This window comes from Ottowia beijingensis (assembly GCF_013423955.1).
GTDB lineage: Bacteria > Pseudomonadota > Gammaproteobacteria > Burkholderiales > Burkholderiaceae_C > Ottowia > Ottowia beijingensis.
The window spans coordinates 3,848,479-3,871,740 of record NZ_JACCKX010000001.1 but is presented as its reverse complement, the minus strand read 5'-3'; the positions used below and the strand labels follow the sequence as shown (position 1 = coordinate 3,871,740).

Sequence of the window (23,262 nt, the reverse complement as noted above, 5' to 3'; positions counted from 1 at the left end):
GCCCGCGATGATGGGACGCCCTCCCGATACCTTCCAATACTGTTTTTGCGGTATCCCATACCATTTCAGCATCTTTACAGCACGGACGGGAGCCCCCATGGATTTGCGTGACCTGCGCCACTTTCTTGCCGTGGCCGAAGAGGGCCACATTGGCCGTGCGGCGGCCCGCCTGCATTTGTCGCAGCCGCCGCTGACGCGCCACATCCAGGCGCTGGAAGAAAAATCGGCGTGCCGCTGTTTGTGCGCACCCCCAAAGGCATGCAGCTCACCGACGCCGGCCACACCTTGCTGCAGGAAACCCCCAACCTGCTCGCGCTGGCACAGCAGGCGCTGGAGCGCACGCGACTGGCAGGCCAGGGCCTGATCGGGCAGCTGGATGTGGGGCTGTTCGGCTCGGGCGTGCTGGATGTGATCCCACGCATCCTGGCGCGCTTTCACGAGGAGCGCCCCGAAGTCAAAATTGTTTTGCATAACCTGACCAAAGACGCCCAGCTGCAGGCGCTGCGCGAGCGGCGCATCAGCGTGGGCTTTAACCGTCTGGTGCCGCAAGAGGCCGACATCAGCATCGAAACCGTTCTGCACGAGCCGCTGGTGGTGGCCCTGGCGGCCAGCCACCCGCTGGCGGTGCGCCCCTCGCTGCGCCTGTCCGACCTGGAGGGCATGCCGCTCATCCTCTACCCCAACGTGCCCCTGCGCGGTCTGGCACAGGAGGTGACGGACGCTTTCCGCGCCGAGGGCGTCCCCTGCGCGTCGAGCAGGAGGTGCAGGACGTAGTGACCGCCGTGGCGCTGGTGGCGGGCGGCTTTGGCTGCTGCATCACCACCCGCTCGGCCACCAGCTTGCGCCTGCCCGGCGTGACCTACCGGCCGCTGCGCTCGCGCCACCTGAGCGACATCGAGCTCAGCTGCCTGTACCGCAGCGATGACCCTTCCCCGTGCTGGGGGCATTTCTGGACGTGGTGCGCGCCTTTGCACAAGTGCGCGCCGCTGCGCCGGGGTAGCCGCCTGCGGCAGCGCTCACCGCTCACCGCTCAGAAGGCTTTTACGAGCGAGAAGCGCAGCAGAGAGCCCTTGGGCTGCGCGCCGGTGCCGGCCTCGGCGCTCAGCTCCTTGTAGAGCGCGCCCTTCAGGAACATGCCCGCGCCAGGCACGGGATAGACCACCTCGGCGCCCAGCGCGTGGCGCGATGCCTTGTGGGTGCTGGCGCCCGGCCCGCTGTCTTCGCTGGTCTGCCACTGGCTGTAGCCCACCAGCCCCGCCTGCCAGGCGCCGAAGGACTTGCCCAGGCCCCATTCCAGCGTGATCTGGTTGCCAGGGCGCATGCCCGCGCCGTTCTTGCCGTTGCGCTCGAAGCGCATCAGCCCCGAACCCGACCAGGTCTTGGCGCCGTCGAAGTAGTAGGTCAGGCCGCCCGTGAGCATGGTGCTCTTGAAGCCCTTGCCCGGGGAGGCGGGGTCGCTGGTGCTGGCGGTGTCGAACCACATGCCCGCGGCCGCCACGGCGTCCCACTGGGGGCCATGCCAGCCCAGCACCAGCGGCCCCAGATACACGTCGCCCACGCCCGAGCGGGTGTCGGAGATGCCCGCCGCGTTGATGGTGAGCGAAGTGCGCATCAGGGGCACGATGGCCTCCATGCCGTAGTCGGCGCCCAGCAGCTTGTGCTGCGTGACCCAGACGAAGCGGTTGGCCAGCGCCGAGACGGTGCCGCGGTTGTGCCCCGGCAGGTTGCTCTTGGTGCCTGGCGCGCGGAAATCGTCGATGTCGTAGTTGAGGAGATAGCCCAGGTAGTAGAAGCCGGGCGGCGGCACGCTCGCCGCCTGCATCCCCTCGACGCCGGGCACGTAGTGCCCTCGGCCTGAGCCAGCGGCGCGGCCAGACCGCCTGCCAGGGCAAGCGCGGCAATGACCCTGTGTTTTTCATGCTGTGTTCCTTGTGCATGGATGCGCGCCCGATCAGGTATAGACGTCCGTGAAGGACGGCACCAGGTCACCCGTGTGATAGAAGATCCCTCTGCCCATCTTGTCCTCGCTCCAGGTGGTCACTGGGCGGTCGGGCTGCGCCAGGTAGCCCAGTCCGGCAAAGGTTTCGTTGCGGTTGCCGCTGGGGTCGAAGAAATAAATGGTCTCGCCGCGCGTGATGCCGTGGCGCGTAGGGGCCACGTCGATCTTGACCTTCTTCTTGGCCATGACGTCGGCGGACTTGAGCACGTCGTGCCACGAATCCAGGAAAAACGCGATGTGGTGCAGGCCGCTGACAGGGCCGCCCACAAAGGCGATGTCGTGTGGCGTGGACGTGCGCGCCATCCAGGTGGCGGCCTGCATGTCGCCCTGGGGGCCCACCAGCACCTGCTCGGTCAAGAAAAAGTCCAGGCATTCCTTCATGAAACGCGTGTTGTCCTGCACGGTGTTGATGCCGGCCTCGGGGTTCATCTCGCACATCAGCAGCAGGTGGTCGAGCCAGTGCGCGCCCGCGCCCCGGACACCGTCGGGCCACGGGTCGGGATTGACAGTGCCCACATCGGTGCCCACGTATTCCTTCATGGCGTACAGGCGCATTTCGTGGCCGCTGGGCAGGTTGAACTGCAGCATGCGGCCGGTGGAGGGCAGCGTGCCTTCAGGCAGCAGCGTGGTCTTGATGCCCCAGGCCTCGATGCGTGCCTGCAGCGCGTCCAGATCCTCGTCTTTCTCCACCTTGTAGGCAACGTGGTTCAGGCCCGCCCGGTCGCTGGGGGTCAGGATGATGGAGTATTTGTCCCACTCGTCCCAGCATTTCAGGTAGACGTTGCCCGCACTGTCCTTCATGACGGTCTTGAGGCCCAGGACCTCTTCGTAGTGCTTGACGGCAGCAGCGATATCCATGACCCGCAGGCTCGCGTGGCCGATTCTCAGTACACCCATTCATGTCTCCTCTTGGTTGATAAATCTTCAATGACTCAATTGGCTGGACGTTGCGCCACCGAGGCGGCACTGCCCAGAAACGGTTTGCGCAATCGGGCGGCCACTTCCAGGCACACCGCCTGGGTGGGCGCCACGCGGCAGGCCAGCGTGTAGCCGTTGGCTTCTTCTTCGGTGCTGACATGCGCACGGCTGACGGGTCCGAGCGACTGCACCGCACCCTCCACAATGCGCACCTTGCAGACCCCGCAGCCACCATTGACGCACCCGGCTGGAATGCCCTTGCGGCCCAGCCGCAACATGCCGGCGAGCAGACTTTCGTTGGTGGCGCAGTCAAAACAGTCGCCGGTCTGCGACACGCTGACACGCACTTGCTGGCAGGTGGTGGCACCCATGGCAACTCCTAGATGGTCCGGAACAACGGGCTGCGCGCCTGCTGCGCATCGGCTGCCGAGAGGAATTTCTCGGTGTAGATGTCGCGCTCGAAAAGGCGCCCCTGCATCAGCGTTCCGATGCACGCTTCGATCATGGGCGGCGGCCCGCAGAGGTATGCCTTGTGACCGGTGAAGCTGCCGCCAAAGTGCGCCCTGGCCGCTTCATGCACAAAGCCGCGCGCACCGTCCCAGCCATCGCTGTCGGCAGCTTCCGACAGCGCGGGCACGTAGGTGAAATGCGGGTGGCGCGCCGCCAGGGCGCGAAACTCGGCGTCGTAATAAAGCTCCTGCGCGCTGCGCTGGCCATAGACCAGCGTGATGGGCTGCGTGCAACCGCTGGCCAGCAGATCCAGAATCATGGCGCGCGGACTCGACAGGCCCGAGCCGCCGGCCATGAACACCATCGGCATGGCGGCCGAGCGGCGCACAAAAAGCGCCCATACGGCCCGGTCAGCTGCAACCGGTCGCCCACGTTGAGCGATTCGTGCAGCCAGGTGGTGCCCGCACCGCCGGGCACCCGGCGCACATTCAGCTCGATCTCGCTGCTCTGGCCGCCGGCTTGCGGGGCATTGGCAATCGAGAACGCACGGCCCCCTTCCACGCCGGGAATCTGCACCTGCACATACTGCCCCGCCTGGTAGCGGATGGGCTGGTTCAGACGCAAATGCAGCGCCTTGATGGTTGGCGTGAGCTGCTCGATGCGCGCCACCGTGGCTTCAAAGTCGCGCATGGGGATGATCTGTGCATCGGGCTCGTCGTCGATATCGGCCTCAATGGTGGCGTCCGACTGCAGCGTGGCGCAGCAGGCGAGGGTCTTGCCGTCGTCGCGCTCCATCTCCAGCAGCGCAAAGGGGTTGGCGGCACCGTGGTCCACCTCGCCGTCGGATACCTGCACCTTGCAGGTGCCGCACAGGCCGTGGCCGCAGGCGTGGGGAATGTAGATGCCCTGGCGCAGCGCGGCGTCGAGCAGGGTCTGGCCCTCTTCGACGTCGATCGTTGCGCCCAAGGGCTCGATGGTCAGTTGGTAGGTCATGGCATGGACGCGGGGCCCGGGGTAGCCCCGGGCTTCCTCACCGAATGGGACTTAGCTGCACGTACCCTGGATGCCGGTCAGGCCCGGGGTGCGAAAACGGATCGCGTCCTTGTGCTGAAGGCCATTGGCCTGCAGCGACTTGGCCGGATCGGGCGTCCACGGCTGGCCGGACTTGAACCACTCGACCTGGGACCAGTCGATCTTGGCAAAGTCGGGGTGCTCGCCGTACACGCCGGGCAGCACGCCCTGGGCCAGCGCGCCGAACGGGGTATCCGGCGGCAACGGCAGGCAGACCGGTGATGCAAACATCAGGTGATCCTCCCAGCCGATGTAGAGCAGCGGTGCGGGGAAGTTCTCGCGCCGGTCGCGGGCGGGAAAGTCGTAGGGTTTGACAGCAACGACGCTCATGCCTTGTCTCCTTGAACAGCATCACCACGCCAGGCGGCAAAGTTCTTCTGGTCTTCCGAGCCTTCAAAGTCGAGGTTGTCCCGGCCCACCTTCAGGTCGTAGTAGTCCATCACGGCAGCCATCGGGTCAAAGCCCTCCACCGTCGGGTCGGTGCCCTCGGGGAAGCAGTTGCCCTGGTAAATCTGGTGCACGGGCAGCCAGGCTTGCGAATATTTCTCGGGCTCGTCGTCAAAAATTTCTTTGCAACCGTCGCTGCAGAAGTGGTACTTGTCGCCGTGGTAGTCGGACTCGCGGTAGCAGATCTTGGTCGGATCGCCGGGCTCGGTAAAGAACATGGGGACCTGGCAGATGGTGCACAGCATGGGCAGCGTCTTGTTGTAAAAGCGCTTGCCCTGTTGCTGCTGCGCGTGGAAATGCTCGAAGCGCGGCCGGTAGTACTTGTCGAAGGTGTCGGGGTACTTTTCGCTCAGCCACTGCATCTCGTCTTCCTTGGGAATCCAGGTGTGGAAGGGCGCAGCAGCCGCATAGTTGTAGAAGGTATTCCAGGCCTGGTGGCTGATGTGGTCTTTGCCGGCGCACGCCTCCTTCCAGCCCTTGGGTTCGCGGATGCCATAGCGGGCCAGATCGCGGAACAGCGCGCCACCGTTTTCCTCGGCGTACATCTCCCAGGCCTCCTTCCAGCTCATCACGCGCTTGGGCAGCATGTAGTCCTGCATCATGGCCACGATGGTCAGCAGGCGGTAGCCGCGCCAGAGCCACTTGTCGATCCACTTCTGCACGATCGGCACGTTGGCCGGGTCCTGCTCGAGCATGAACTTGATGCACTCGATGCCCAGGGTCATGTGACGCGATTCGTCGGACTGGGCCGAGAAGCCAAACGTCACGGTGCTCATGTCGCCGTTGTGGGCGGCGCCGGACATGAAGGGCACGAACACCAGGTTGGTCAGCACGTACTCGAACGAGAAGCTCACGGCGGTGAGGAACTCGAACGGCCCTGCGGTGGAGGCGTCTTCAAAAAACGACTTGGGCACGGACAGGTACCACACACGGTCAAACATGTGGGGTGCCTGGTGCAGGCCATTGAAATACTTGTTGTAGTGCGACAGGGCGTGGGTTTCGGTCTGGCAGTGGCGCAGCTCGTCAATGGACTGCATCTGCGCGGCAACGCGGGCACCGGCACCGGTGAAGTGGCGGCCCACATGGGCAAAGCCGCGGTGCGCGAGGTACTCTATCGGGGTCACGGCCTGGAAGAAGATCTTGATCGCATTCACATAGCGCGCATCCGAAATACCCAGCTGGCCATTGTTCTGCGCAAAGGCCTCGATCACGGCATAGAGCTTCTTTTCCTTCTCGCCCTGGTATTTCCAGTAGGCGTCCATGGTCAGGCGAAACGGGTCTTCCCATTTATCCCAGTCGTGGATCTTGATGCCTTCGTATTTGTCGAACGGGAACACCTTGTCCATCGGTTGGTAGGTAGTGTCCCAGGCCAGATCGCGCGTCATGGCGATGTGGCGTTCTTTCAGGCCGAGCTTCTTTTTGGTAACGGGTGCGTCCATGGTGTTATCTCCTGGTGGTTGCGGCAATAAATCGGGGGTGGCGGCTGCTTTAGCGCAGCCAGCTCAACGACAACTCGTCGTCGTCTTCATTGATGTAGCCTGAGATCGTGACCAGATTGACGTGAATCTGTTGCAGGTCAAAACGCTGGCCGGTTTGCTCTTCGATGCTCTCGCGGCGCACTACCAAGCGGCCGGGGGCGTCGATCTTGACCAAACCGGGCGAATGCACGGCAGTGGCTTCGGGGTTGTCGGCCAAGATGGCATCGACAATCGGGCGCGATTCTTCGTTGTCTTGGAAGGCAATGAAAACTTTAGAAACGGGTTCGGTCATCACAAACTTTCTCAGAGGGTTAGACCGGCCTTGCGGGCGCGGGTGTTGAGGGTTTCGCGCACGGCCAGCAGGGCTTCGGCACCGGCAGCGCCCAAGGCCATCTCTGCCACCGGCGCCAGCGCGGCCTGCGCACTGTCGGCATAGGTCTTGAACCAGCCGGTAATCAGCGCGCGGTTGTCGTCCGATGCGGCGGCGGCCACTTTGATGACCGCGTCCACCCAGCGTGCGCTCTCGTCATGCCATTCGGGCATGAAGGCCGTGAGCATGGCCACCGCCGTACCGCCCTGCACCGCAAGGTGGTCGTCCACGAAATGCGTGTAGATCAGCGGGTACAGCAGACCGTCGAGCGCCAGGTTCTGCGCCACAAACAGCTCGAACGGGTCGTTGACGACCAGCGTGTCCTCCACCAGCTTGCGCAGTCCCTGCCAGCGCGGGTCCTGCAGCCAGTCGTTCTTGCCGGCTTCCAGTGCGCCGGGCTCCCCAGCGCCAGGCCCAGGCGGGTCAGGTACTGGGCCACGCCTAGCTGGTCCATGGCGTGCATCATGGCCGGGGCGGTAAAGGCCGTTCCATAGCCGCGTGCACACACCTGGCAATTGTTCATGTTGGCGCCCCAGGCCGCGTGGCGCAGCGGCATGAGCACCTCGCAGGCTGCGGCGCGCTGCGCGTCGGGAATCTTGTCGATCAGGCCGCGCGACTCGACAAACTGGTAGTTGGCCTCCATCGCCTCTTGCTGGCGCGCACGCGCCATGGTCCAGTTGGCGTAGTAATACTGGCGCGGGTCGCGCAGGGCATCCCAGTCAGCCAGTTTGACGGCCGTGCGGCCAGCATCAAACAGCTCGAATTCGGGCTCCCAGGTCGGGCGGTAATGGAAGTTCGCGGCGTTCTGAATGCCCAGCGTGGCTTCAAGGTAGCGCGACGCGGGCTTGTCGCCCGTGTAGGCCGCCACGCGGGCGAAGGTGTTGCGCAGCGGCTGAATTTCGCGCGCCTGCAAGTCGATGTTCATGGGGCTTATCTCCTGGTCGTGGTTGTTGGGGCAGGGCTCAGTCATCCAGGTGGCGCACGCGGTGCGCCGCGCAAAAGGCATCGAATGCCGGTTCAGGGAGCATCAGCTCCACCGACAGCTCGGGCCATCCGATCGAGAAAGCAAACTCGACAAAGCCGTTGTCGCGGCGGCCCAGCACGCGCACAAACCGCTGCGACAGATCGCAGACGGGTTGCGGGGTGGCAGATGCGTCGGTGGCAATGGCGGTGTGGGTCATGACGGTCTCCTTTTCGGTTTTGCGCCATCTGTTTTGCACGGGCCATGCCAATGCTGGCGTTTTGCGCGCAAATATCGATAAATCCAGGGTTAATCCCTAGCAAATCGCGTCAAAGAGGCCCGCCCGCAGGTTGGTAGCCGCCGGCTGCGGCACCCGCGGACAGCCCGGAGCCGCGATTGCTGCACAGCAGCATGATGTTTTGATGAGACCCAGGGGTCAGCCAGTTCATGAAATGATGAAAAACCTCCCCGGGTCGATCCCGATGGACGACCACCCGCTGTTTATCGATACTTTTTCATGCCAGCCACCACCCTGCCCCCTACCCGTCCGACGCCGACTTGCGCCGGCTGGTGCACTTCTCGCCCGTCGATGGGCGCATCTGGCTGGCTGATCAGCGCATGCTGCTGGTACATGCGGCGGCCTTTCAGGCGTTGCGGCGCGAGCTGGTGGCCAGCCTGGGGCCGGAGCACGCCCGCCGCTTGCTGATGCGTGCGGGCTACGCATCGGGCGAGCGCGATGCGCTGCTGGCGCGCCAGGTGCGGCCGGGCGCATCGCTGTTCGACGCCTTTGCCGTAGGGCCGCAGCTGCACATGCTGGAAGGCGCTGTGCGCGTGCAGCCGAAGGTGTTCGAGCTGGACGAGGCGGCAAGCCACTTTCACGGCATCTTTCAGTGGGATCACAGCTGGGAGGCCGAGGTGCACCAGCGCGCCTGGGGCCCGCAAGGTGCGCCCGTGTGCTGGATGCTGCTGGGCTATGCCTCGGGCTACACCAGCGCGTTCTTTCGCCGCCCGGCCCTTTTCAAGGAAGTGCAGTGCACTGCCTGCGGCCACCCGCACTGCCTGATCGAGGGCCGCTTTGAGCACGAATGGCCCGACGGCGAGCAACTGGCGCGCGACTACGACCCCGACTCCATGCTGGTGCGCCTGGGCGAGCTGCAGTCGCAGGCGGATGCGCTACGCACCCAGCTACAGCCCGCGGACGACCAGGGCCCGCTGCTGGGACGCTCGCGCGCCTTCAACGACACCGTGGAGCTGCTGCGCAAGGCCGCGCCCACGCAGGTCACCGTGCTGCTGACCGGCGAGACCGGCGTGGGCAAAGAGCGCTTTGCGCGCGCTGCACGCCATGGGCCCGCGCGCCGACAAGCCCTTCGTGGCCGTCAACTGCGCGGCGCTGCCCGCCGATTTGATCGAAAGCGAGCTCTTCGGCGCCGAAAAAGGCGCCTACACCGGCGCCACCGCCGCGCGCGTGGGCCGCTTCGAGCGCGCGCACGGCGGCACCTTGCTGCTGGACGAGCTGGGCGAGCTGCCGCTACCCGCGCAGGCCAAGCTGCTGCGCGTGCTGCAGCAGGGCGAAGTGGAGCGCCTGGGCGGCACGCAGCCGCGCAAGGTGGACGTGCGCGTGATTGCCGCCACCAACGTCGATCTGGAAAAAGCCGTGGAGGAAGGGCGCTTTCGGCGCGACCTGCTCTACCGCCTGAACGTCTATCCCATCCGCATACCGGCGCTGCGCGAGCGCGCGGACGACATCGAACTGCTGGCCATGCACCTGCTGCAGCGCTACGCCGCCCTGCACGGCAAGCGCCTGGCGGGCTTCACTGACCTGGCCATGACCGCCATGCGCCAGCACGCCTGGCCCGGCAACGTGCGCGAGCTGGAAAACCTGGTCGAGCGCGGCGTGATCCTGGCGCCCAACGACGACCTGGTGGACGCCGCCATGCTTTTCCCCGCCTCCGCCACGCCCGCGGCGCACACCGTGAACGCCGTCGGCGCGCTGGAGAGCGAGGCGCACTGCCAGCAAAGCGCCAGTCTGTACGACACCCTGCAAGCCAGCGGCCTGACGCTGGACGCGCTCGAAGACGCGCTGATCCGCGAGGCCGTGGCGCGCGCAGGCGGCAACCTGGCGCGGCGGCGCGCGCGCGCTGGGCCTGACGCGCCCGCAGCTGAGCTACCGCCTGTCGCGCCTGCAAGAGCGGCCGCTGGCGGCTTCGTGAGGCGCACACCAGCCCCGCATTGCCATGGCCAAACGCAGCTTTCACCCTTTGATTGCGCTGGCTGGCGGCCACGCCGCCGCCGATGCCAGCCTGCACGGCGCACCCTCGCGCACGCTGATCGAGCAAACCTACGCCACGCTGCGCAGCGACATCGTCGAGGGCCGCCTTGCGCCCGGCAGCAAGCTGCGCATCGAGCACCTGCGCACCCAGTACGAGGTGGGCGCGGGCACGCTGCGCGAGGCGCTCACGCGGCTGGTGAGCGACGCGCTGGTGACCGTGGAGGGGCAGCGCGGCTTTCGCGTGGCGCCCATCGCGCTGCAAGAGCTGGAAGACATCACCACGCTGCGCGTGCACATCGAGACCGACGCGCTGCGCCAGTCCATTCGCGCCGGTGATGCACAGTGGCGCGAAGCGCTTGCCGAGGCCTATGCGGCCATCTCGGCCGAAGAGCAGCCCATCGCGCCGCACCGCCGCCGCCAGTGGGAGCTGCTGAACGTGCGCTTTCATGAGGCGCTGCTGGCGGGCCACACCTCGCCCTGGACGGTGCGGGTGTTGCGCCTGCTGTCGCGCCACAGCGAGCGCTACCGCTTCTGCGCCATGGGCCTGCCGGGTGGTGTGCGCGATGTGCACGCCGAGCACACCGAAATCTTCGCGCTGGCCATGTCAGGCCAGGACGCCCGCGCCGCGCTGGCGCTGGAGGCACACATCCGCGCCACGCCCGATTTGCTGATCCGCGCCCTGCGCGAAGGCCGCGCCTTTTGCCGGGCTGCGCACCGCCGCAGCTTCAAGCCAAATCAGCCACCAGCGCTTGACTGACAAGCGCCAACAGCTATCAATAAAGAAGCAAATCAACCACCCCGCGCCGCCTGGTACAGCCCCTGCACCTTGGGCACGTTGCCCTCCAGCTCGCGGATGCGGTCTGGCCCCGAGGGGTGGGTGGACAAGAACGCGACGCCGTTGTTGCCCGTGGCCGCGCCCATCTTGCGCCACAGGCTGACGGCGGCCTGCGGGTTGTAGGCGGCGCGGGCGGCCAGCTCCAGGCCGACCAGGTCGGCCTCGGTCTCGTCGGAGCGGCTGAACTTGAGCGTGAGCAGCTGCGTGCCCAGGTTGGCCGCCACGTTGCCCAGCTCGCCCAGGCCCAGCAGCTGCGCGCCCAGCGACAGGCCAATGCTGGTGGCCTGGCTTTTGGCCACGCGCGAGCGGGCGTGCTCGCGCAGCGCGTGGGCCATTTCGTGGCCCATGATCATGGCGGCCTCGTCGCCGGTCAGTTTGAGCTGGTCCAGGATGCCCGTGTAGAACGCAATCTTGCCGCCCGGCATGCAAAGGCGTTGATCTGGCGGCTAGCGATCAGGTTGATCTCCCAGCGCCACTGGGCCGCGCGGCTGTTCCACTGCGCGGCGTGGGGAATGAGGCGGCGGGCAATACCGCGCAGCGCCACCAGCTGCGGGTGGTTGTCCGGCGCCAGTGCGCGTTTGGCCTTGGCCTGCGCCAGCAGCTGGTTGTATTGCTGCACGGCGGATTCTTCCAGCGTCTCGGCGGGCACCAGCATGCGCATGCCCGATGCGCTGCCCACATCCACCTGCGCCGCCGCCGGCAGCGCCGCCGCCCCAGCCGCCGCCAGCACAAAGGCGCGGCGCGCCTGCCAGATTCCGCCGGACTGATCACCGCGCGCGACGCAGCACAGGCAGCCCGGCCAGGCGGACAACGAGGACAAGGGGTTGGGGGTGCGGATGGTCATGGGCGCGAGTCTAGGACAGACTGGCGCACCCCGCCAATGCTGGCCGGCGGGTGTCATGGCGTCCTGCGCGCTGCGCGCTGCGCGCTGCGGTGCGGATAATCCCGCGATTGCACCCATCCCCCGCCCTTGCCCATGCCTGCCGAAACCGCCACCAACGCTCCCCTGCTGCCGCTGCCCCCTCGCCGCTCCTGGCGCCAGGCCTGGCTTGTCTATCTGGAGCCCGCCAGCCTGCGCATGCTGGCCCTGGGCTTTGCGGCGGGGCTGCCGCTGTTGCTGGTGCTGGGCACGCTGTCTTTCAGGCTGCGCGAGGCGGGCATCGACCGCACCACCATCGGCTACCTGTCGTGGGTGGGGCTGGCCTATGCGTTCAAGTGGGTCTGGTCGCCGCTGGTGGACCGCCTGCCGCTGCCATTGCTCACACGCTGGCTGGGCCGGCGGCGCAGCTGGCTGCTGCTGGCGCAGGCGCTGGTGATGACCGGCCTGGTCGGCATGGCGCTGGCCGACCCGCGCGACGCCCTGGGGCCCATAGTGTGGTGCGCGCTGCTGGTGGCCTTTGGCTCTGCCACGCAGGACATTGCGCTGGACGCCTTCCGCATCGAATCCGCCGACGCCGACCACCAGGCCGCCCTGGCCGCCACCTACCAGACGGGCTACCGCCTGGCCATGATCTGGGCCGGCGCGGGCGTGCTGTGGGTGGCCGCGCGCGCTGAAGTGGCCGGCCTGGCGGGCTACCAGGCCGGCGCCTGGACCACGGCCTACTTGGTGATGGCGGCATCCATGCTGCTGGGCGTGGTGACGGTACTGCTGTACGGATAGGAAATTCAACCGCATGAGGCCAAGTATGGCACGAGTTTTGGGCCTCGAAACACGTTCGGCCAAGGAAGGTTGAGCGCTCGCTTGCCGCTCAATGGCAAGAGCTTGGGAGGCAGTATGCATTTGGGCCTGGCGCGCGCAGCTGCTTCCCCGCAGCGATGGATACCGCCGCTTCACTGGGTCACCAATTGACGCGCTGGTCTACCTCGTCGGGTTGAGCTGCCAGATCCCAATCCGGCTCGCCTTGCGCACCATCATCCACCGGCGCGTCGCAGCCCTCCCACAGCGGTGGCCCGCGTGCCGGGGTGATGTGCGGGGGCAGACTCCACCCCGATGTGGTTCAGGATGTGGCGGATTTCGGCGCTGTGCGTGATGAAGGCAATGATGCGCATTTGCCCCCGCAGTTCGGACACAGCAGTGGGAAGACCTCGTAGATGCGGGCAATCAGCACCGCCCATAGGTAGTGCGCTGGGCGTTTGGGAGGTGCTGCAGGTTCTGGTGTGGGTGTGGCCGCGTTGCCCGGCGCCGCCACCCCAGGTACGCCCACGCCCGCGCCAGATTGTGCAGTCTCGACCGTGGCTGGTTGCGCCGCAGCAGGCTGAGCCAGCGCCGTTACCGCCGCTCTCAGCGGCGAGTTTGGTGCCAGCACACCAAAGTAGCGGTGCCGGTGGGTGCGTGGCGGTGGCACCAGCGCGGCAATGCGGTCGATGAGCTCCAGCGGTGTGAGGTGCAGCTCATCTGCCTTGGCACCACGCTTGTCACTGGTGGGCTCGCTGCGCTGTTTGGCACAGCGGTACACCAGTTTGCTTCCCTCTTTGCGTAGGCGCTCCATGGAAAACGGTGGACGCGCGCAATAGCGCAGCAGCCGCTCCAGCGCAGCGCGGTCGTGGGCTTCGATGCAGACACCGGCGTCCACCGAGAAGCCGCTGTGTTTGTAGCCCAGCATGTCTTTGGCGTCACAGTTCTCCAGCAGGCCCCGAGCAACGAAGGCGCGCAGGATGCGTTTTGCAGTGTGGTCTGCACTGGGGCCACGGTAGCCGCATCGATGCCGGTGGCCGCGTGAAAGATGACACCCGGCGATGAGATTCGAGGGGTCGCATCAGCATCGCCCTCGCCCTCCACTTCCTCAAACACCCCGTCCACCACACAAACGTGGAAGTGGACGTGTTCATTGAGGCTGGAGCCGAATCGGTGAATGAAGGCGATGGCACCGATGTGCAGGCCTGCCTTGTCCATATGGGCCGCACCGGGGCTGTGGGTCTGCAGAGTTTGTGCGATCACCCGCAGAAAGATGCGCAGCACCATGCTCAGCACCGCTCCGTCGCGCTGCATGAAGTACCGAAGCCGCTTGGGAACCGACAGCACCCACTGGCGCACCGGCAGGCGGGGAGACGTGGTCGTTCAGGTGCGCTGCTGTCTCCACCATGCGCCGGGTGGTGCACGAGGGGCAGACTCCCGGCCTTTGCAGGAGAAGGCTACAAAGTAGTCGTGCCCACAGTCGCCGCAGCGAGCGCGGGCAAAGCCATGGGCAAAGATGCCGCACTCAAGATACTTGGCAAACGCTTTGCGCACGAAGGGCTTGGGGGTGTGGTGGTCGCCCTGGCCGTCGAACTGACCCGCGCTGGCCAACTCTAGCCAGGTCTCGTAGTGCTCGGCTACCGTTTGGTAGAGCAGCGTGCGTTCGGGGTGGCGTGGGTTGTAGAGCTTGGGCTTGGAAGTGGCTGACATGAATACTGTACAAATGCAAGGGGTATCTATTTAGCTCCAGTAGCGCCGATGACGCAGTGTCGATGCGCCTGGCCGGGTGGCCGTGTAGGCCAGCTGGATCCCTGGCGTGATCCGCCGCCCGGCCCTGCCGTGGTCGGCGGCGGCGTGCCGGGGTCAGCGGTAGCGACCGTCGTACGGATAGCGGTCGTACTGGTTCGCCACGCCGTCGCCGTCGTCGTCGAAGACCGGCGCGACGGCGACCGTGGGCGGCACGACGACGTCGGCATAGGGCGCGGGCCCCTGCGCCAGCGGAATGTGGCGGCCGGCCGGGTCCACCTGGTAGCGCGTGCCGTTGGCGTCGGTGTACACGGTGCCCACGGGGAAGGCGGGCCGGTCGGGCGGCGTCGGGTCGTACGGGACGCCGAAGATCTGCGACAGCGTCTTTCCCACGCCATCGATCAGGTCGGCGTGCGCGAAGCCGCCGAACGCCATCGCGCTGGCGGCGACGGCAGACAAGATGAACTTCTTCATGAGCTGCTCCTGCGGATCCATTTCCGCTCTGGATCCATTGCACTGCAGCGCGCCCGGGTGCGCAGCCGGTGCATGCAGCGGCGACCTGTGCGCCGCTTCCTGCGCGGCCGTAGGTGATGCCGGCTGTGCGGCGGCCTTCGGCGCCGCGGCAAGCCCGAGCGAAACAAAAGGGCTCCCACGCGGGAGCCCTCAGCCTCGATCAGCGATCGCTGCCGGTTACAGGCCCAGCCGCTGGATCGTCGCTGCCTTCGCCCGGCTGTCCTCGCGCAGCTTGCGCCCGAACGCTTCGGCCGGCTGGTACTCGACGACCTGGCCGGCCTTGGCGGCCCAGTCCACGTAGCCGGGCGACTTCACCGCGCGTTCGCAGGCGGCTTGCAGCTTGTCCAGCACGGCGGTCGGCGTCTTGGCCGGCGCCAGCAGGCCGCCGAAGCTCAGCTGCACCACCGGCACGCCCGACTCGGTCAGCGTGGGCACGGCCGGGAAATGCGGATGGCGCTGGTCCGAGTACACCGCCAGCAGCCGCAGCGTGCCGGCCTGCACCTGCGCGCGCACCGAACTGGCCAGCACCGCGCCGAAGCCCAGGCGGCCGCCCAGCAGGTCCTGCATCATCGGGCCGTCGCCCTTGTAGGCGACGTGGTTCAGCTGCACCTTGGCCGCGGCCTCGATGTCGGCGGTGCCCAGATGGGGATCGAGCCGATGCCAGAGGTGCCGTAGCTCACCGCACCCGGCTCCTTGCGTGCACCCACCAGCACGTCGGCGATCGTCTTGTACGGCGAGTTCGCCAGCACCGCGATCGCGAAGATGTTGTCGAAGACGTGGCACACGGGGAGAACGACTCCACGCCGTACTTGATCGTCTTGACGCGGTGCGGCTGGCTGGTGAGCGACACGGCGGGCGTGAACGCCAGCGCGTAGCCGTCGGCGCGCGCGCCGGCCACGAAGGCCAGGCCGATCGCGCCGGCCGCGCCGTCGCGGTTCATCACCGCCACCGGCGTGTTCAGCGCCTCGGAGAAGGCCTTGGCGAACGCGCGGGCGTTCTGGTCCAGGCCGCCGCCGGCGGCGAAGGGCACGGTCACCTCGATCGGCCCCTGCGGAAAGTCCGAAGCCGACACCGCCGATGCGCCCAGGCCCAGGACAGCGGCGGCGAGGATGCGAGTGGTCTTGTTCATCTTCCGGTCTCCTCGTTGGTTCAGTCTTCGTCGACGATGGGGTTGCGCAGCACGCCGATGCGATCGACCTCGATCTCCACGACGTCGCCGGCCTTCATCCACACCGGGGCTGGCGCCGCGCGCCCACGCCACCGGGGGTGCCGGTGACGACCACGTCGCCGGCCTGCAGCGGGGCGATGGCCGAGACGTAGGCGATCTGCCGGGCGATGCTGTGGATCATCATCTCGGTGGTGGCGCGCTGCATCTCCTGGCCGTTGAGGCGGGTGACGAGCGTCATGCTGGTGCCGAAGGGGATCTCGTCGGCGGTGACCATCCAGGGGCCGAAGCCGCCGGTGCGCCAGAAGTTCTTGCCGGGCACCCACTGGGAGGTGTGGCGCTGCCAGTCGCGCACGCTGCCGTCGTTGTAGCAGGCGTAGCCGGCGATGTGGCGGGCCACGTCGGCCTCGGCGATGCGGCGGCCGCCCTTGCCGATGATCACGGCGATCTCGGCTTCGTAGTCCAGCTGGGTGGATTCGCGGGGCCGCACGATGGCCTGGCCGTGGCCCACCTGGGAGTCGGCCACGCGCAGGAAGAAGGTGGGCTGCTCGGTGACCTCGCGGTTGGTCTCCTGCACGTGCTCGTGGTAGTTCAGGCCGCAGCACCAGATCTTGCCGGGCTCGGGGATGACGGGCAGCAGGGTGACCGACTCCAGGGCGAAGTCGGGCTTGCGCTGCGCCACCGCGGCGCGCGCTTCGGCCAGCGCATCGCCGGCCAGCAGCGCCCGCAGGTCCGCGTACTTGCCGTCCAGGGCGGCGCCCAGGTCGACGACGCCGCCTTCGACGACGGCCCCGAATCCGGGGCGATCGCCCCGCGTGAAACTGATCAATTTCATGGAGTGCTTCCTTGGTGACTACGGGTTGGGACGCCTTGCGCGTCAGGGCGTCGGCGCGCGCAGGGGGCGCAGGGCCGCGGCCCAGCGTGCGAGCTCCTTGAGCATCGCGGCGGCGGACTCGCCGTGCAGCGCCGCCGGCTGGAACTTGCCTTCGGCGTCCACGAGCGTGCCGACGTTCTGGACGGCCACGGCTTCCAGCAGCGGCACGATCTTCTGGGTGGTCATCAACTGCTTGGCGACCTGCACCGCGCGGATGCCGCCGGACATGCCGCCGTAGCTGACGAATGCCGCCGGCTTGTAGGCCCACTCGGCGCTCAGGTAGCTCAGCGCGTTCAGCAGCGAGGCGGGCGGGCCGAAGTTGTACTCGGGCAGCACGAAGACGTAGGCATCCGCGGCCGCCGTGAGCTTGCTCCAGCGCAGGGTGTGCGCGTGGCTGTACTTGCCCGTGCGCGGATGCTCCGGCTCGTCCAGCAGGGGCAGGGCCAGTTCCTTGAGATCGCAGGCGACGACTTCGAATTCGCCTTGCGCGCGGGCCACTTGCTCGAACCAGGCGGCCACGGCGGGGCCGACGCGCCGGGGGCGCGTGCTGCAGGTGATGACGTTCAGGATGGGTTGCATGCGGTGGGGGCGGAGCGCCCGCTTCGGATTCAGGTCGCGGCGATCATAGCGACAAAAAGGAAAAATATATCTCTAAAGCAAAAATATCGATATTTAACCGCGAAGCGCTAGAATCCGCCGGCGCACCGCGCATGGCCATCGGGTGCCTGCGCCGGGGCCCTGATTCCATGGAGACTCTTGTGACGCGTCCCGGCTTTTCCTTCAGCCACTTCGGCATGTTCGTGCACGACATCGCCGCCCTCGAGGCCTTCTACACGGAGCTGCTGGCGTTCACCGTCACGGACCGCGGCCAGTTGCCGGGGCCGAATGGCCCGCGCGACCTGGTGTTCCTCAGCCGCGATCCCGACGAACACCACCAGCTCGTGCTGATCTCCGGCCGTCCGAAGGAGCTGGACTTCAACCCGATCAACCAGATCTCGCTGAAGGCCGACAGCCTGGACACGCTGTGCCGCATGTACCGCACCCTCCAGGCCCGTGGCGCAGGCGAAGTCAGGCCCATCACCCACGGCAACGCGGTGTCCATCTATGTCCCGGATCCCGAGGGCAACCGGCTCGAGCTGTACTTCGACCTGCCCTGGTATGTCTCGCAACCCATGGCCGTGCCGATCGACCTGGACGACGAGGCCACGCTGCTGCAGCGCCTGGAGGCGCACGCGCGCGGCCTGCCCGGTTTCCGCCCGCGCGCGCAATGGCGTGCGGAGATGGCCCGGCGCATGGGATGGACCTCGCAGGAGGGCGCGGCGGGATAGCATCCGGTTCTTCGCCATGCACAAAGCCATCCCACGGATAGGAAATTCAACCGCATGAGGCCAAGTATGGCACGAGTTTTGGGCCTCGAAACACGTTCGGCCAAGGAAGGTTGAGCGCTCGCTTGCCGCTCAATGGCAAGAGCTTGGGAGGCAGTATGCATTTGGGCCTGGCGCGCGCGCAGCTGCTTCCCGCAGCGATGGATACCGCCGCTTCACTGGGTCACCAATTGACGCGCTGGTCTACCTCGTCGGGTTGAGCTGCCAGATCCCAATCCGGCTCGCCTTGCGCACCATCATCCACCGGCGCGTCGCAGCCCTCCCACAGCGGTGGCCCGCGTGCCGGGGTTATGTGCGGTGGCTGCGAGTCCACCCCGATGTGGTTCAGGATGTGGCGGATTTCGGCGCTGTGGGTGATGAAGGCAATGATGCGCATCTGCCCACCGCACATGGGGCACAGCAGCGGAAATGCCTCGTAGATGCGGGCAATCAGCACCGCCCACAAGTAATGCGCCGCTCGCTTCGGGCGTGCTTCAGGTTCGGGTGTGGGTGTGGCCGCGTTGCCCGGCGCCGCCACCCCAGGTACGCCCGCGCCAGGTTGTGCAGTCTCCACCGTGGCTGGTTGCGACGCAGCAGGCTGAGCCAGCGCCGTTACCGCCGCTCTCAGCGGCGAGTTTGGTGCCAGCACACCAAAGTAGCGGTGCCGGTGGGTGCGTGGCGGTGGCACCAGCGCGGCAATGCGGTCGATGAGCTCCAGCGGTGTGAGGTGCAGCTCATCTGCCTTGGCACCACGCTTGTCACTGGTGGGCTCGCTGCGCTGTTTGGCACAGCGGTACACCAGTTTGCTTCCTCTTTGCGTAGGCGCTCCATGGAAAACGGTGGACGCGCGCAATAGCGCAGCAGCCGCTCCAGCGCAGCGCGGTCGTGGGCTTCGATGCAGACACCGGCGTCCACCGAGAAGCCGCTGTGTTTGTAGCCCAGCATGTCTTTGGCGTCACAGTTCTCCAGCAGGCCCCGAGCAACGAAGGCGCGCAGGATGCGTTTTGCAGTGTGGTCTGCACTGGGGCCACGGTAGCCGCATCGATGCCGGTGGCCGCGTGAAAGATGACACCCGGCGATGAGATTCGAGGGGTCGCATCAGCATCGCCCTCGCCCTCCACTTCCTCAAACACCCCGTCCACCACACAAACGTGGAAGTGGACGTGTTCATTGAGGCTGGAGCCGAATCGGTGAATGAAGGCGATGGCACCGATGTGCAGGCCTGCCTTGTCCATATGGGCCGCACCGGGGCTGTGGGTCTGCAGAGTTTGTGCGATCACCCGCAGAAAGATGCGCAGCACCATGCTCAGCACCGCTCCGTCGCGCTGCATGAAGTACCGAAGCCGCTTGGGAACCGACAGCACCCACTGGCGCACCGGCAGGCGGGGAGACGTGGTCGTTCAGGTGCGCTGCTGTCTCCACCATGCGCCGGGTGGTGCACGAGGGGCAGACTCCCCGGCCTTTGCAGGAGAAGGCTACAAAGTAGTCGTGCCCACAGTCGCCGCAGCGAGCGCGGGCAAAGCCATGGGCAAAGATGCCGCACTCAAGATACTTGGCAAACGCTTTGCGCACGAAGGGCTTGGGGGTGTGGTGGTCGCCCTGGCCGTCGAACTGACCCGCGCTGGCCAACTCTAGCCAGGTCTCGTAGTGCTCGGCTACCGTTTGGTAGAGCAGCGTGCGTTCGGGGTGGCGTGGGTTGTAGAGCTTGGGCTTGGAAGTGGCTGACATGAATACTGTACAAATGCACAGTATTCGCCAGGGCCTGGAAATACTGCGCCGAGTCGATCTCGTCGGCCCTGCAAAATTCATCTCGCGGCGCCGACGAGAAGCGCCGGACGTGTAAGAGTAGCGAGTCGACTCGCCGACGCTGCGAGCGCTGACAGCAGCCAAAGCGAGCGCAAAAGGCTGGAGCAATGCCCCGCCGGGCGATGGCACGCAGCAGCCAGCGGATGTCGAAGCCGGCTGCGCACAACACCGCATGCAGGGGTCTCCTCGTTTTCAGTGCAATAAGTGACGGTACGAAAAGCTAGCACTGGCGCGGAGGTGGTGTTGGTAGATCGTTGATTTCATTGACTTTCCTGTTCACTTTCAAATCTGCGATTCGTGGCGTCAAACCGTGGTCGGTTTCATCCATTGGTGCCAGTTATCGATGCATTTGGCCGCGAAGGCAGGATTTGGTCAGCATAGCGGTCAACCGGGAAGCGAAACACACCCCGCAAGTTGATGCTCTCCAGCCTGGTGGGCGCAATCTTCCCGATCAGTTCCGGTGGAATGACCTGGCGGCGGTTCGACCAGCGATCCAGGACCGCCTGCATCTGTGAGGTATTCCACGCCATCACGATGTTGGCCATCAGGCTCAACGCATCGGCCACAGCCTGCATTTCATCGACACGTTTGGCCTGCGCCGGGCTGATCCGGCCGGTATAAATGGCGCGCTTGAGGGCGTTAACAGCCTCGCCCCGATTGAGCACCCGGCGCAACTCGTTCCTGAAAGCGTCCTTGACAAAGTAGTCAGCCAAAAACGCCGTACGCAGCAACCGCCCCAATTGCACGCCAGCCTCATAGATTGGATCGCCCTGGGCGGCAGAACCGAACCGCGCAAGAGCTGCCACCGCACTGGCATGTCCGCTCATGACCGAGGCTGCCAGGTGCACCAGACTATCCCAATGCTTTTCGATCAAAGCGACGTCGACATTGGCTTCGCACACCGCAGCGATTTCTGCGGGCACTTTGGTGCCGCGTGGCACAAAGAGGTGGCGCTGTTTGAGTTCCTTCAACCGCGGGCAAAGATCAAAACCAAGCAAACGGGCATGTGACATGGCAAAGTCGGTGTAGCCATGGGTATCCACAGCAAGCTGGCTGGTCTCCAGCTTTTCTTGGCGGATGACACCTTCAATGGCCACGCCCGCCTGGCGCTCATTGAGCACAAAGGGCTGCGCATGGAAGATGCCCCACCGGTCTTTTACATGGGAGTAGATTCCAATGGAAGGTGTGTTGCGCCGAGGATCAAGCCGGGCTTGCCACACCCGTTTGGTGGTCTCCATGCTCATCATGTCAGAAGATGCCAAATCGGACCGCCCCCAGGTGGCGGCAATCGGGTGTCGCTGCATGAATTCCAGCACAGCCTGGCAGGCCTGGCTCAGACGCCGTTCGTCCCGCGCCCAGCGCATGGCCTGGCGAATGCTGGTGGCAGACAATTGCGGAATCATGCGCGCGCATTCGACCGCAGTCAGACTGGTGCCGTGGGCCATGATGCCGGCATAGACCATCAGCAGCTCGTCGGTAGAGCGCGGCTCACGTCCGAGCATGATCCAGCTAAAGCGCACCTGGGCGTCAACGGCCAGAATCACTTCCGGCAATTGAACCTCACCGATGCGGTGATCCAAAGCCGCGCGCAGCTTGGTCACTTCTGGGTCTTCGTCCTCTGCGGGCAATGGCGACAAATGGAGTTCATCATCCACGCGCAGTACGCCACTGCGGGCTGCAGCGGCCACCGCATCGACACCGGCAGTTACTCTGGCCAGCAAAGGCTTCAAGAAAGTGGCAGCCTTGCTGGGTAACGATAGACGGGCATAGTGTTTCTTGGACTCTGCCTGCCAACGCTCGTCCGTGAAGAACAAGCGCGCACGACCCCGAAAGCTCAGGCTGTGCTCAATCCAGACCGAGCCATTGCGCACCGCGCGGCGCAGGGCAAACAGGGTGGCCACCTCCAACGCCTGAAACGCCCGTTCCCGGTCTGGGCTGGAGATCGAAACCTGCCAGATCATTCCCAGACTTGGTGCCACCACTTCAACTGGCAGCTTTCTGGATCCTTTGAGATATAAAGCTTGCAGCTTGGCAAGGTACTCGATGGCAGGATGCTCGCCGGTGGCCTGCCAGGGCAGCTTTGCAATGGCGACGAGCAACGACCGCACGGGGCGAATTCCATCAATCAATCCCTCGCGGACCAGGGAGGCCCTGCTCGGTGGTTTGCGTTTCTGGGTTTCGGTGATCAAGGCTTCAAGACGGGCACGCAACTCAGCATCTGGCACCGCACCTTGCGCGCTCAAGGCAACAAGTTCGCCGAGCAGCGTTTTGTACATTGCGGCCCAATTGACGGTAGCGGGGACATCGGCGGCAGCCTGACGCCACAGATCGGCGATCCGGCGCTGCACCATAAGGATCAACTGGTCTGTGGTGGTGAACAGGCAATATCGAAGAAAGCATGCGACCTCCACGGTGCGCGCTGGCTCTTTGATCTTGGCCCGGCTGAGGGCGGCCTGGAGACAAGTCGGCGCGCGTAGCGGCGCAAGATGAGATCGGGGATGTCTGCCAGGTGCTTATGAACGTCCAGCGTGTAAAGCAGGTCGATGCGCTCCAGTACCTCGCTGATTTGGCGGGTTGAGTGTTTCGCCGGTGCAGCCCATAGCCAACTCTGCTGGGTTTGTCCATCTGGGCGCAGCTCTGAAACTGAGCTCGCCAGCGATCAAGTGTTGCTGGATCAACGCTGGCGGCGATGGCGGTGCCTGTTTCAACTTCAAGCTGGGCAAGTGCCGCCGCAATCAGTGTCCGAATTGCCCGCTCGTGCACGATCACCAGCTTGTTCTTGTACAGCCATTGACGCGCCCGCACGAGTAGCTGATCGCGGTCGGCGCAGCGCGCCACTTCGTCGCGCAGTTCACGTACCAGTGAGCGGCGCTGGTGCTCGCTCATCCACTGGAATCCAAGGACCGTGCAGGCTACTTGTTGGTGATCGAATAGCGTGCGCCCGCGTTCATACATGGCTCTCAGCGAGGCGACTTCTGGTGCTGCAATGCCAAGCTCGTTGCCAAGGTGGCGCCACAAGGCTACTGGAATTACCCGAAAGGCACCGAGCAAACGCCCACTCATGCGCAGGAAACCAATATGGAGCGCCAGACCAAGCTTGTGGGAATCACCTCGGCGTGCATTGATTGCGTCGCGCTCGGCACCATCGAAGGTGAAAAATGCCTTCATCTCGAAGTCGCTGATATCGCGGGGAGCCCACGCATCCCCAAAAACGTTGTGTGCCAACCCTGCATCGTGAACCTCAAAAGTGGGAGGCCACCATACCCGTTTACAAAGCGAACAGGAAAGTCAATGAAATCAACGGTCTACCCAGACCACCCC

13 protein-coding genes and 10 pseudogenes are annotated in these 23,262 nt (G+C 65.5%); 5 read left to right on the top strand and 18 right to left on the bottom strand.

Annotated elements, in window-relative coordinates:
• The first annotated feature begins 97 nt into the window (after positions 1–97).
• A pseudogene (locus H0I39_RS19080) lies at positions 98–1,000 on the top strand (LysR family transcriptional regulator).
• Positions 1,001–1,030: 30 nt separating this feature from the next.
• Here H0I39_RS19080 and H0I39_RS19075 read toward each other — a convergent pair.
• The 9 genes and pseudogenes from H0I39_RS19075 to H0I39_RS19035 form a co-directional block, all read right to left on the bottom strand.
• Positions 1,031–1,840: a SphA family protein gene (locus tag H0I39_RS19075; protein ID WP_308645896.1), complete on the bottom strand. Its 810-nt coding sequence runs from the start codon at positions 1,838–1,840 to the stop codon at positions 1,031–1,033.
• 111 nt (positions 1,841–1,951) lie between these two features.
• The gene (locus H0I39_RS19070; protein WP_180551533.1) at positions 1,952–2,896 is read right to left on the bottom strand and encodes a catechol 2,3-dioxygenase; all 945 of its coding nucleotides are present in this window, start codon (positions 2,894–2,896) and stop codon (positions 1,952–1,954) included.
• 35 nt (positions 2,897–2,931) lie between these two features.
• Positions 2,932–3,288, bottom strand: a complete 357-nt coding sequence (locus tag H0I39_RS19065) for a 2Fe-2S iron-sulfur cluster-binding protein (RefSeq protein ID WP_180551532.1) — start codon at positions 3,286–3,288, stop codon at positions 2,932–2,934.
• An 8-nt stretch (positions 3,289–3,296) separates the two neighbouring features.
• Positions 3,297–4,360: pseudogene (locus H0I39_RS19060) on the bottom strand (NADH:ubiquinone reductase (Na(+)-transporting) subunit F).
• A 51-nt stretch (positions 4,361–4,411) separates the two neighbouring features.
• Positions 4,412–4,768 (bottom strand): phenol hydroxylase subunit P4, encoded by a 357-nt coding sequence (locus tag H0I39_RS19055; RefSeq protein ID WP_024538558.1) that lies wholly within the window; start codon positions 4,766–4,768, stop codon positions 4,412–4,414.
• Positions 4,765–6,324, bottom strand: coding sequence for an aromatic/alkene/methane monooxygenase hydroxylase/oxygenase subunit alpha (locus H0I39_RS19050; RefSeq protein ID WP_047350220.1), 1,560 nt, complete (start codon positions 6,322–6,324; stop codon positions 4,765–4,767). Before H0I39_RS19050 ends, H0I39_RS19055 begins: the two co-directional genes overlap by 4 nt.
• Before the next feature lie 49 nt (positions 6,325–6,373).
• A complete protein-coding gene (locus H0I39_RS19045) occupies positions 6,374–6,655 on the bottom strand; it encodes an MmoB/DmpM family protein (RefSeq protein WP_180551531.1) in 282 nt (93 codons plus the stop codon).
• An 11-nt stretch (positions 6,656–6,666) separates the two neighbouring features.
• Positions 6,667–7,658: pseudogene (locus H0I39_RS19040) on the bottom strand (ferritin family protein).
• 37 nt (positions 7,659–7,695) lie between these two features.
• Entirely contained in the window at positions 7,696–7,914 is a 219-nt protein-coding gene (locus H0I39_RS19035) for a phenol hydroxylase subunit (protein WP_047350239.1), read from the bottom strand.
• A gap of 262 nt (positions 7,915–8,176) precedes the next feature.
• Between H0I39_RS19035 and H0I39_RS19030 the strand changes: the two are divergent.
• Positions 8,177–9,904: pseudogene (locus H0I39_RS19030) on the top strand (sigma 54-interacting transcriptional regulator).
• A 24-nt stretch (positions 9,905–9,928) separates the two neighbouring features.
• Positions 9,929–10,720 (top strand): GntR family transcriptional regulator, encoded by a 792-nt coding sequence (locus H0I39_RS19025; protein ID WP_257645893.1) that lies wholly within the window; start codon positions 9,929–9,931, stop codon positions 10,718–10,720.
• 32 nt (positions 10,721–10,752) lie between these two features.
• Here H0I39_RS19025 and H0I39_RS19020 read toward each other — a convergent pair.
• Positions 10,753–11,642, bottom strand: a pseudogene (locus H0I39_RS19020) (M48 family metallopeptidase).
• Between the two features lie 132 nt (positions 11,643–11,774).
• Between H0I39_RS19020 and H0I39_RS19015 the strand changes: the two are divergent.
• A pseudogene (locus tag H0I39_RS19015) lies at positions 11,775–12,449 on the top strand (MFS transporter); the annotation flags it as partial.
• 187 nt (positions 12,450–12,636) lie between these two features.
• On the opposite strand, the pseudogene H0I39_RS19010 reads toward H0I39_RS19015, so the two are convergent.
• From H0I39_RS19010 to H0I39_RS18985, 6 genes and pseudogenes are all read right to left on the bottom strand, one after another.
• A pseudogene (locus H0I39_RS19010) lies at positions 12,637–14,183 on the bottom strand (transposase).
• A 153-nt stretch (positions 14,184–14,336) separates the two neighbouring features.
• Positions 14,337–14,693: a hypothetical protein gene (locus H0I39_RS19005; RefSeq protein ID WP_180551530.1), complete on the bottom strand. Its 357-nt coding sequence runs from the start codon at positions 14,691–14,693 to the stop codon at positions 14,337–14,339.
• Between the two features lie 216 nt (positions 14,694–14,909).
• On the bottom strand, positions 14,910–15,515 hold the full coding sequence (locus tag H0I39_RS19000; RefSeq protein ID WP_308645895.1) for a tripartite tricarboxylate transporter substrate-binding protein: 606 nt from the start codon (positions 15,513–15,515) through the stop codon (positions 14,910–14,912).
• Complete coding sequence (locus H0I39_RS18995) at positions 15,409–15,861, bottom strand: Bug family tripartite tricarboxylate transporter substrate binding protein (protein ID WP_180551528.1); 453 nt, start codon at positions 15,859–15,861, stop codon at positions 15,409–15,411. Before H0I39_RS18995 ends, H0I39_RS19000 begins: the two co-directional genes overlap by 107 nt.
• Before the next feature lie 20 nt (positions 15,862–15,881).
• Positions 15,882–16,732: pseudogene (locus tag H0I39_RS18990) on the bottom strand (fumarylacetoacetate hydrolase family protein).
• A 42-nt stretch (positions 16,733–16,774) separates the two neighbouring features.
• Positions 16,775–17,350, bottom strand: coding sequence for an NADPH-dependent FMN reductase (locus H0I39_RS18985; protein WP_180551527.1), 576 nt, complete (start codon positions 17,348–17,350; stop codon positions 16,775–16,777).
• 131 nt (positions 17,351–17,481) lie between these two features.
• On the opposite strand from H0I39_RS18985, the gene H0I39_RS18980 reads away from it, so the two are divergent.
• Positions 17,482–18,099: a VOC family protein gene (locus H0I39_RS18980; RefSeq protein WP_373368320.1), complete on the top strand. Its 618-nt coding sequence runs from the start codon at positions 17,482–17,484 to the stop codon at positions 18,097–18,099.
• A 220-nt stretch (positions 18,100–18,319) separates the two neighbouring features.
• On the opposite strand, the pseudogene H0I39_RS18975 reads toward H0I39_RS18980, so the two are convergent.
• Positions 18,320–19,863: pseudogene (locus H0I39_RS18975) on the bottom strand (IS91-like element ISCR8/ISPps1 family transposase).
• Positions 19,864–20,261: 398 nt separating this feature from the next.
• Positions 20,262–23,174 (bottom strand): annotated as a pseudogene (locus H0I39_RS18970) (Tn3-like element IS1071 family transposase).
• Positions 23,175–23,262 lie beyond the last annotated feature (88 nt).

What these genes read in the sequence shown, in the direction of transcription:
- H0I39_RS19005 (WP_180551530.1), bottom strand. Translation starts at nt 14,693, where the DNA reads ATGAAGAAGTTCATCTTGTCTGCCGTCGCCGCCAGCGCGATGGCGTTC.
- H0I39_RS19050 (WP_047350220.1), bottom strand. Translation starts at nt 6,324, where the DNA reads ATGGACGCACCCGTTACCAAAAAGAAGCTCGGCCTGAAAGAACGCCAC.
- H0I39_RS19070 (WP_180551533.1), bottom strand. Translation starts at nt 2,896, where the DNA reads ATGGGTGTACTGAGAATCGGCCACGCGAGCCTGCGGGTCATGGATATC.
- H0I39_RS19055 (WP_024538558.1), bottom strand. Translation starts at nt 4,768, where the DNA reads ATGAGCGTCGTTGCTGTCAAACCCTACGACTTTCCCGCCCGCGACCGG.
- H0I39_RS18980 (WP_373368320.1), top strand. Translation starts at nt 17,482, where the DNA reads ATGGCCATCGGGTGCCTGCGCCGGGGCCCTGATTCCATGGAGACTCTT.
- H0I39_RS18995 (WP_180551528.1), bottom strand. Translation starts at nt 15,861, where the DNA reads ATGAACAAGACCACTCGCATCCTCGCCGCCGCTGTCCTGGGCCTGGGC.
- H0I39_RS19035 (WP_047350239.1), bottom strand. Translation starts at nt 7,914, where the DNA reads ATGACCCACACCGCCATTGCCACCGACGCATCTGCCACCCCGCAACCC.
- H0I39_RS19025 (WP_257645893.1), top strand. Translation starts at nt 9,929, where the DNA reads ATGGCCAAACGCAGCTTTCACCCTTTGATTGCGCTGGCTGGCGGCCAC.
- H0I39_RS19065 (WP_180551532.1), bottom strand. Translation starts at nt 3,288, where the DNA reads ATGGGTGCCACCACCTGCCAGCAAGTGCGTGTCAGCGTGTCGCAGACC.
- H0I39_RS19045 (WP_180551531.1), bottom strand. Translation starts at nt 6,655, where the DNA reads ATGACCGAACCCGTTTCTAAAGTTTTCATTGCCTTCCAAGACAACGAA.
- H0I39_RS18985 (WP_180551527.1), bottom strand. Translation starts at nt 17,350, where the DNA reads ATGCAACCCATCCTGAACGTCATCACCTGCAGCACGCGCCCCCGGCGC.